Below are 5,821 nucleotides of genomic sequence, written 5' to 3' on the forward strand. Positions count from 1 at the left end.
GAGCGGATGTCGAGCGGGTGCGGGTGCTTGCCGGCGATGGCCTCCACGCAGATGACGCCCTCGTGGCTGGCCTTGTGCGCCAGCCAGGGGGGCTGGGTCACGTCGCCGATGGCGTAGACGCCGGGCTCGCCGGTGCGGCAGTACTCGTCGGTCACGATGTGGCCGCGGTCCAGCTTCACCTTGGTGCCTTCCAGGCCCAGGTTCTCGGTGTTCGGGCTGATGCCCACCGCGACGATGACGCGGTCCACCGTGATGTCCTCGGTCTTGCCGCCGGCCTCGACGGCCACCGTGACGCTGTCGGCGGATTTCCGCAGGTTGCCGGCCTTGGCGCCGGTGATGATGCGCATGCCCTGCTTCTCGAACGCCTTGCGGGCGAAGGTGGAGATCTCCGCGTCCTCGACGGGGAGGATGCGATCCATCACCTCGACCACCGTCACCTTGGAGCCGAGCGCGTTGTAGAAGCTGGCGAACTCGATGCCGATGGCGCCGGAGCCGATGACCAGCAGCGACTTCGGGAAGGCGTTGGGGGTCATCGCCTTCTTGTAGGTCCACACCAGCTTGCCGTCGTCCTCAAGGCCCGGCAGCGTGCGCGCACGCGCCCCAGTGGCGATGATGATGTGCTTGGCGCCGAAGGTGCCGACGGGCGAGCCGCCCTTGGTCACGGCCACCTGCCCCTTGCCGGCGAGCTTGCCCTCGCCCTCGATGACGGTGACCTTGTTCTTCTTCAGCAGGTGCTTGACACCGCCGTTGAGCTGGGCGGCCACCTTGCGCGAGCGCTGGACCACCTTGTCCAGGTCGAAGGACACGCCGTTCACGGACAGGCCGTAGTCGGCGGCGTGCTTGGCGAGGTGCATGACCTCGGCCGAGCGCAGCAGCGCCTTGGTGGGGATGCAGCCCCAGTTCAGGCAGATGCCGCCCAGGTGTTCGCGTTCCACCACGGCGGTGGACAGGCCGAGCTGGGCGGCGCGGATCGCCGCCACATAGCCGCCGGGCCCGCTGCCAATGACGATGACGTCGTAGTTCATGTCGGCCAAGGGTCACTCTCCCTCGTCAGAGGTTCCGTCCGGGGCGGCGAACAGCCGCTCCTCGGTCCGGCAGGCCTCGTCGATGATCATCTGATACAGGCCGGCGACGAAGCCGGGGTCGAGGCCGACGGCCTCGCCCCGCGCGGCCGCCTGCCGCTTCACCGCCTCGATGCGCTCCGGCAGGACGGCCGGGATCCCGTGGCGGTGCTTCACGTCGGCGACCCGGCGCACCACGCCGAACCGGCGCCCCAGAAGGGCGACCAGCTCGGCGTCGATGGCGTCGATCTCCGCGCGCAGCGGCGCCAGCGGGCTCTCGTCCGGCGTGCTCACAGCAGCATGCTCAACGGGTCCTCGACCAGCTTCTTGAAAGCGGCCAGGAACTCCGCGCCGACGGCGCCGTCCACCACGCGGTGGTCGACGGAGAGCGTGCAGCTCATCATCGTGGCGACGGCCAGCGCGCCGTCCTTGACGACAGGGCGCTGCTCGCCCGCCCCCACCGCCAGGATGCAGCCCTGCGGCGGGTTGATGATGGCGGCGAACTCGCGCACGCCGAACATGCCCAGGTTGGACACCGAGAAGGTGCCGCCCTGGAACTCCTCCGGCTTCAGCTTGCCGTCGCGCGCACGCTTGGCGAGGTCCTTCATCTCGTTGGAGATCTGGGCCAAGCCCTTGCCCTCCGCCGCCTTGATGATCGGCGTGATCAGGCCGTTGGGCGTGGCGACCGCCACCGAGACGTCGGCGTGCTCGTACTGGAGGATGCCCTCGTCCGACCAGGCGGCGTTGGCGGCGGGCACCTTCTTCAGCGCCAGCGCCACCGCGCGGATGACGAAGTCGTTGACCGACAGCTTGTAGGCGTCGGACCGGCCGTTCAGCTCCGCGCGCACCTTCATGAGCGTGTCGAGCTGGCAGTCGATGGTCAGGTAGAAGTGCGGGACCGTCTGCTTCGCCTCGGTCAGGCGGCGCGCGATGGTCTTGCGCATGGACGAGTTGGGCTGGAGCGTGTAGCGCATGCCCAGCTTGTCCGAGTAGTCGCGCGCGTCCACGCCCGCGGCGGCCGCCGGCCGGGGAGCCGGGGCGGGAGCGGGCGCCGGTGCGGCGGCCGGCGCCGCACCGGGAGCCGCGGCCTGCGGGGCGGGAGCCGGCTTGGCTCCGCCGCCGGCCTTGGCGGCCTCGACGTCGGCCTTGACGATGCGGCCATTGGGGCCGGAGCCCTTCACCGCCTTCAGGTCGACGCCGGCCTGTTCGGCGAGGCGCCGGGCCAGCGGGCTGGCGAACACGCGGTCACCCGTGTGGGCAGCGGGAGCCGCCTGCGGGGCCGGGGCCGGGGCGGCGGCGGCGGGGGCGGGAGCGGCGGGGGCCGCAGCGCCGTTCCCCTTGGGGGCTTCGGCCTTGGGCGCGCCGCCGGCCTTGGCGAGCGCGCTCTCGTCCTCGCCTTCCTCCAGCAGCACGGCGATGGGGGTGTTCACCGCCACGCCCTGGGCGCCGGCCTGCACCAGGATCTTGCCCAGGCGGCCTTCGTCGACCGCCTCGACCTCCATGGTGGCCTTGTCGGTTTCGATCTCGGCGAGTACGTCGCCGGACTTCACCGTGTCGCCTTCCTTCTTCAGCCACTTGGCGAGGTTGCCCTCGGTCATGGTGGGCGAGAGGGCGGGCATCAGAATCTCGATGGGCATGTCCCGACCTCCGTCTTACGCCCGGTAGAGGGCTTTTTTGGCCGCGGCGGCAATGCTGTCCGGCTGCGGCAGGACCAGCTTCTCCAGGTTCGCGGCGTAGGGCATGGGCACGTCCTTGCCGCTGACGCGGATCACCGGCGCGTCCAGATAGTCGAACGCGTGCTCCATCATCAGCGCGCTGAGTTCGGCGCCGATGCCGCAGGTGGCCCACGCCTCCTCGACCGAGACGAGGCGGTTGGTCTTCTTCACGCTCTCGACGATGGTGTGGACGTCGAGCGGGCGGATGGAGCGCAGGTTGATGACCTCCGCCTCGATGCCCTCCTGCGCCAGCAACTCGGCCGCGGCCAGCGCCTGGGCGACCATCAGCGAGTAGGCGGTGATGGTCACGTCCTTGCCCTGGCGCATCACCTTGGCGCGGCCGATGGGGATGGTGAAATCCTCCGAATCCGGCACGTCGAAGCTCTGGCCGTAGAGGATCTCGTTCTCCAGGAAGATGACCGGGTTCGGATCGCGGATGGCGGCCTTCAGCAGGCCCTTGGCGTCCGACGCGCTGTAGGGGGCGACGACCTTCAGGCCCGGAACGCTGGCGTACCAGGGGGCGAAGTCCTGGCTGTGCTGGGCGGCGACGCGGGCGGCGGCGCCGTTGGGGCCGCGGAACACGATCGGGCAGCCCATCTGGCCGCCGGACATGTACAGCGTCTTGGCGGCCGAGTTCACGATGTGGTCGATCGCCTGCATGGCGAAGTTGAAGGTCATGAACTCGACGATCGGGCGCAGGCCCTTGAAGCCGGCGCCGACGCCGAGGCCGGCGAAGCCGTATTCGGTGATCGGCGTGTCGATGACGCGGTCGGGGCCGAATTCCTGCAGCAGGCCCTGGGACACCTTGTAAGCACCCTGGTACTGCGCGACCTCCTCGCCCATCAGGAAGACCTTGGCGTCGCGCCGCATCTCCTCGGCCATGGCGTCGCGCAGGGCCTCGCGCACGGTCTTCTTCGACACGGCGTCGAAGAACTTGTCCTCGTCGGAGGCCGGCGGGGCGGCCGGGCCGCTGGCGGGTTCGGCGGGGAGCGTGGCGGGGCGGGCTTCCTCACCCTTCACCACCGGCTGGGCGGCGGTCTTGGGCGTGGACTCCTCGGTGTTGGACAGGTTGGTGACGGCTTCCTCGCCGTCGCCCAGGATCACGGCGATGGGGGTGTTCACGGCGACCCCCTCGGTGCCCTCGGCGATCAGCAGCTTGCCCAGGCGGCCTTCGTCGACCGCCTCGACCTCCATGGTCGCCTTGTCGGTCTCGATCTCCGCCAGCACGTCGCCGGACTTGATCTCGTCGCCCTCTTTCTTCAGCCACTTGGCCAGCTTGCCCTCGGTCATCGTGGGCGACAGCGCCGGCATCAGCACTTCGATCGGCATTCTATTCCTCCGTACGCCGGCTCAGGCTTCGATCAGCACGTCTGTCCACAGCTCGGACGGATCGGGCTCGGGGCTCTGCTGGGCGAACTCGGCGCTTTCGGAGACGATCGCCTTCACGTCGCGGTCGATCTCCTTCAGCTTCTCCTCGTCCGCCACGCCGGTGTCGAGGAGGAGCTTCTTCATCTGGTCGATGGGATCGGACTCCGTCCGCATCTTCTCGACCTCCTCCTTGGTGCGGTACTTGGCCGGGTCGGACATGGAGTGGCCGCGGTAGCGGTAGGTCTTCATCTCCAGGATGACCGGGCCGTTGCCCTCGCGCACCCAGGGGACCCACTGGTCGGCGGCGGCCTTCACGTCCAGCACGTTCATGCCGTTGACCTGATGGCCGGGGATGCCGTAGGCCGCGCCGCGCTGGTGCAGCTCGCCGGCCGAGGCGCGCTCCTGCGCCGTGCCCATGGCGTACTTGTTGTTCTCGATGATGTAGACGACCGGCAGCTTCCACAGCGCCGCCATGTTGAAGCTTTCGTACACCTGGCCCTGGTTGACCGCGCCGTCGCCCAGGTAGCAGGCGCACACGCCGCCGTCCTTCAGGTACTTGTGGGCGAAGGCGAGGCCGGTGCCCAGCGGCACCTGGCCGCCGACGATGCCGTGGCCGCCGTAGAAGCCCTTCTCGCGGCTGAACATGTGCATCGAGCCGCCCTTGCCCTTGGAGTAGCCGCCGCGGCGCCCCGTCAGCTCGGCCATGACGCCCTTGGCGTCCATGCCGCAGGCCAGCATGTGGCCGTGGTCGCGGTAGCTGGTGATGACGCTGTCGCCCTCCTTCAGGGCGGACTGCACGCCGGTCACCACGGCCTCCTGGCCGATGTAGAGGTGGCAGAAGCCGCCGATCAGGCCCATGCCGTAGAGCTGGCCCGCCTTCTCCTCGAAACGGCGGATCAGCAGCATCTCGCGGTAGTAGTGGAGAAGTTCCTCCGCCGAGGGCTGCGGAGCGGTCTGGGAAGCGTTCTTCGTGGCGGGCGCGGCGTCGTTCTGCGCCTTGGTCCGGCGTCGTGGGGCTGCCATGTGTCCTCCCCTGGCAATAGAGCGCGCGCCGGGTTTGCGCCCCGGCGCTGCATTTCGCTACGAAAGTACTAGCGCGAGGACCCTATCGGACAAGCAGTACCTTGGCAAGTAGCTGTTTTATAATACGAAATTGCAGTTAACTTGATTTCGGTTAATCTGCTGATTGCACGGAGTTTCTGCGTTGCGCGCGGGTGCGCGGTTGGCGAAGCTTTCGGCGTGCGCCGGAAATCCGCAACAAGCCGTCCGGACGCGCCGGCGCGCCGGCACGTTCGTTGCGCCGTCGTTGCGGATGAAACAGAAAAAATGTGGGTAAGGTTTTGCCCCCTCCCTAACCACGGCCGCCCGCAAGTCGGGCGGCCGCGTTCCGCCTACGGTCGCCTTCGGCGCCCGTCCGGCTTCGCCGTCGGCTCCACGCCCCCGCTAGGCGGGAGAGGGGACTGCCACCGCACGCCAAAAAACCCTCCACCTCGAAGAGGGGGAGGGTGGCTGAGCGCCAGCGAAGCCGGGAGGGGGCAGAGCGCCCCAGGAGAGTCAGCGCGCGGCCGTGGCCGGCGTGTCGTCGCCGTCGTAGACGGGCGGCAGGGAGAGGATGACGTCGTTCTGGTGCGTCAGGCTGAGCATCGTGCGCGCCCGCTCGTCCAGCATGTCGCGGTC

5 protein-coding genes are annotated in these 5,821 nt (G+C 69.0%); all 5 read right to left on the bottom strand.

The features are described 5' to 3' along the window. The coding region (gene lpdA, locus VED21_RS10395; RefSeq protein WP_324882274.1) for a dihydrolipoyl dehydrogenase at positions 1-1,034 on the bottom strand (1,034 nt) is incomplete at its 3' end. A gap of 3 nt (positions 1,035-1,037) precedes the next feature. Continuing rightward, on the bottom strand, positions 1,038-1,355 hold the full coding sequence (locus VED21_RS10400) for a chorismate mutase (RefSeq protein WP_324882275.1): 318 nt from the start codon (positions 1,353-1,355) through the stop codon (positions 1,038-1,040). Beyond that, a complete protein-coding gene (locus tag VED21_RS10405) occupies positions 1,352-2,698 on the bottom strand; it encodes a pyruvate dehydrogenase complex dihydrolipoamide acetyltransferase (RefSeq protein WP_324882276.1) in 1,347 nt (448 codons plus the stop codon). Before VED21_RS10405 ends, VED21_RS10400 begins: the two co-directional genes overlap by 4 nt. A 15-nt stretch (positions 2,699-2,713) precedes the next feature. Beyond that, a complete protein-coding gene (locus VED21_RS10410) occupies positions 2,714-4,105 on the bottom strand; it encodes a pyruvate dehydrogenase complex E1 component subunit beta (RefSeq protein WP_324882277.1) in 1,392 nt (463 codons plus the stop codon). 21 nt (positions 4,106-4,126) lie between these two features. Beyond that, positions 4,127-5,167 carry a pyruvate dehydrogenase (acetyl-transferring) E1 component subunit alpha gene (gene pdhA / locus VED21_RS10415; RefSeq protein WP_324882278.1) on the bottom strand — a complete coding sequence of 347 codons (1,041 nt, stop codon included), beginning with the start codon at positions 5,165-5,167 and terminating at the stop codon, positions 4,127-4,129. Positions 5,168-5,821 lie beyond the last annotated feature (654 nt).

The organism is Azospirillum sp. (assembly GCF_035627195.1).
Classification (GTDB): domain Bacteria; phylum Pseudomonadota; class Alphaproteobacteria; order Azospirillales; family Azospirillaceae; genus Azospirillum.

What these genes read in the sequence shown, in the direction of transcription:
- VED21_RS10405 (WP_324882276.1), bottom strand. Translation starts at nt 2,698, where the DNA reads ATGCCCATCGAGATTCTGATGCCCGCCCTCTCGCCCACCATGACCGAG.
- VED21_RS10410 (WP_324882277.1), bottom strand. Translation starts at nt 4,105, where the DNA reads ATGCCGATCGAAGTGCTGATGCCGGCGCTGTCGCCCACGATGACCGAG.
- pdhA (WP_324882278.1), bottom strand. Translation starts at nt 5,167, where the DNA reads ATGGCAGCCCCACGACGCCGGACCAAGGCGCAGAACGACGCCGCGCCC.